This window comes from uncultured Aquincola sp. (genome assembly GCF_964001545.1).
In the GTDB taxonomy this organism is placed as follows: Bacteria; Pseudomonadota; Gammaproteobacteria; order Burkholderiales; family Burkholderiaceae_C; genus Aquincola.
In genome coordinates, this window is sequence record NZ_CAXFDV010000793.1 from 1 (window position 1) to 2,219 (window position 2,219).

At 72.9% G+C, this 2,219-nt stretch carries 3 protein-coding genes and 1 pseudogene; 2 read left to right on the top strand and 2 right to left on the bottom strand.

What is annotated here, in order from left to right; genetic code table 11:
- Window positions 1-238, top strand: a 238-nt coding sequence (locus ABNT58_RS27555; RefSeq protein ID WP_348756566.1) for a hypothetical protein, incomplete at its 5' end; no start/stop codon positions are given.
- Between the two features lie 61 nt (window positions 239-299).
- Here ABNT58_RS27555 and ABNT58_RS27560 read toward each other — a convergent pair.
- A complete protein-coding gene (locus ABNT58_RS27560) occupies window positions 300-488 on the bottom strand; it encodes a hypothetical protein (RefSeq protein ID WP_348756567.1) in 189 nt (62 codons plus the stop codon).
- A gap of 435 nt (window positions 489-923) precedes the next feature.
- Window positions 924-1,865 carry a LysR family transcriptional regulator gene (locus ABNT58_RS27565; RefSeq protein WP_348756568.1) on the bottom strand — a complete coding sequence of 314 codons (942 nt, stop codon included), beginning with the start codon at window positions 1,863-1,865 and terminating at the stop codon, window positions 924-926.
- Window positions 1,866-1,950: 85 nt separating this feature from the next.
- Here ABNT58_RS27565 and ABNT58_RS27570 point away from each other — a divergent pair.
- Window positions 1,951-2,219 (top strand): annotated as a pseudogene (locus ABNT58_RS27570) (hydroxymethylglutaryl-CoA lyase); the annotation flags it as partial.

A 2,219-nucleotide genomic window follows, 5' to 3' on the forward strand; every position in this document is an offset into this window, starting at 1 on the left:
CTTCACCATGCCCAAGGCCGAGTACGAGCTGCTGGCGCAGCTCAAGCAGCGCGGCACCGTGCTGCACCGCCACGTGAAGAAGAGCGAGCTGCTGCGCGCCGGCATCGCCGCGCTGGCCGCCCTGCCCGACGAAGCCTTCCTGACCGCGCTGGACCGCGTGCCCAGCCTGAAGACCGGCCGGCCGAAGGCTGAGCAGGCTGAGCAGGCTGAGCAGGGCAGGGAAGCCGACCAGGCCTGAGCCCGCCGGGCGACATGGCGGGCCGGGCCCTGCCCCGGCCCGCTGCCCCGGAGGGCGCCCCTCAGCGCGACCCGTCGCTGCCGCGCAGCAGGCGCGACAGCCGCTGCTGCAGGCTGACACCCGAGCCGCTGGCCGCAGGCTGGGCCGCGCCGCGCACCGATGCGGCCGCCATGGCCCGCGCGCGCTCGCCGATCGCCAGCGCGTCGGGCGCACTGCTGCCGTGGTCGTTCCAGCAGGTTGTTGCGGCCATCGCCATCCAGGTCCGCCACCTTGCCGTGGGCCGGGTTGCCGATGTTGGCCATGGCCTGGCCGGTGTGGGCTGCCAGCAAGGTCTGCGGCGCCGCAAAGCGCCCGGGATCGGCCGTGAATGGCCAGTACTGCGTCTGCCCGACATTGCGTGCCGATCGGCCAGGTCGTCGATCGGCCTCGACGCCCGTGTCCATCGGGCGGTCGAAGGCCAGCTGTGGCTGCACGAAGGCACCGTAGACCGTGGCTGCGGTGGCCGGCAAGCGTAGGTTGATGGCGGGCGCGGTGCCACTGCTGCGCTGCCCCGCCACGCGCCAGCCGGTCACGCGATGGACGCTGCTGCTGCCGCCAGGCCCGCTGGTGCTCAGGCGGAACCCGCGACATCGAGGGCGCTGGCCGGCGGCACGATGGCCCCGTCAACACCTGTCGATGGATCTCATCACCGACTTGAAGGCCCGCGTGACGAAGGCGACGGCGGCGCGCGCCTGAGGTCCTGGGCCACCTCGGCCAGGTGCTGGCGCACCGCCCTGGCCGGGGCCGAGAGCCAGGGCTCGCTGCGGCTGAGGATGACCAGCTGGCGGCGAGCCCAGGCGTCTTTCAGCGGCTTGCACACCAGCGTGCCGGCCGCGTCGCCGGTGGCGCCGATGGGCACGATGGCCACGCCCAGGCCGGCGGCCACGATGTGCTCGGCCGCCTCGAAGCTGGCCACTTCCATGCGCGGTGTCCAGGCCGCGCCCAGCAGGCCGGCCTGGCGCCGCACCAGGTCGTCCAGCAGGCCGCCGGGCGTGACGCTGACGGCCGGGTACGGCAGCGCCTGCGCAAAGCTGACGCTGCGGCGCGCGGCCAGCGGATGGTCCAGCGGCATCAGCAGGCCCAGCCGGTCGCCGCGGTAAGGCAGCACGGGCAGGTCGCCGGTGCCCACCGCGTCCCACACCACGCCCAGGTCGGCCGTGCCTTCGCGCACCTCGCGCACCACGTCCTTGCCCACCCGCTCGGTCAGCGAGACATGCAGGCGGGGATGCGCTTCGAGAAAACCCGCCACGTCGCGCGGCAGGCCCAGCGCCAGCGCCGACACGCTGGCCACGATGCGCACATTGCCCACCACGCCCTGGGTGAACGCGCTCAGCTCGGCATGCACGCGGGCCATCAGGTTGAGCATCTCGCGCGCCTGGCGCAGCAGCGTCTGGCCGGCAGGCGTGGGCTCGATGCCGCGGCGACCGCGCAGCAGCAGCGGCATGCCCAGTTCCGCTTCCAGCAGCGCCATTCGCTTGCTGACGGCGCTGGCCACCAATGCCTCGCGCGCGGCCGCACGGGCGATGTTGCCCTCTTCACACACGGCGATGAAAAGGCGCAGCGACACGGGGTCGAAGGTGCGGTTCATCGTTGGATTCTGGCATCACGCTTGGGAACGGATCGCGTTCCCAAATATCGCTGGCGTCTCTGGCGGCGATGCCTAGAGTGTGGGCATGCCCAACGTCCATCCCCTTGCACCGGTCGCGCTGCGCGACACCAGCCTGCGCGACGGCCTGCAGTCCATCGCCCGCACCGTGCCCACCGACATCAAGCTGCAATGGCTGCAGGCGCTGCATGCGGCCGGCCTGCGGCAGATCGAGGTGGGCTCCTTCGTGCCGCCGCGGCTGCTGCCGCAGCTGGCCGACACCGCCACGCTGGTGCAGGCCGCCTGCCAGCTGCCCGGCCTGGAAGTCACGGCGCTGGTGCCCAACCTGCGCGGCGC

Bases quoted from the DNA above. Each gene is read 5' to 3' on its own strand.
- ABNT58_RS27560 (WP_348756567.1), bottom strand. From the start codon at position 488: ATGGCCGCAACAACCTGCTGGAACGACCACGGCAGCAGTGCGCCCGAC.
- ABNT58_RS27565 (WP_348756568.1), bottom strand. From the start codon at position 1,865: ATGAACCGCACCTTCGACCCCGTGTCGCTGCGCCTTTTCATCGCCGTG.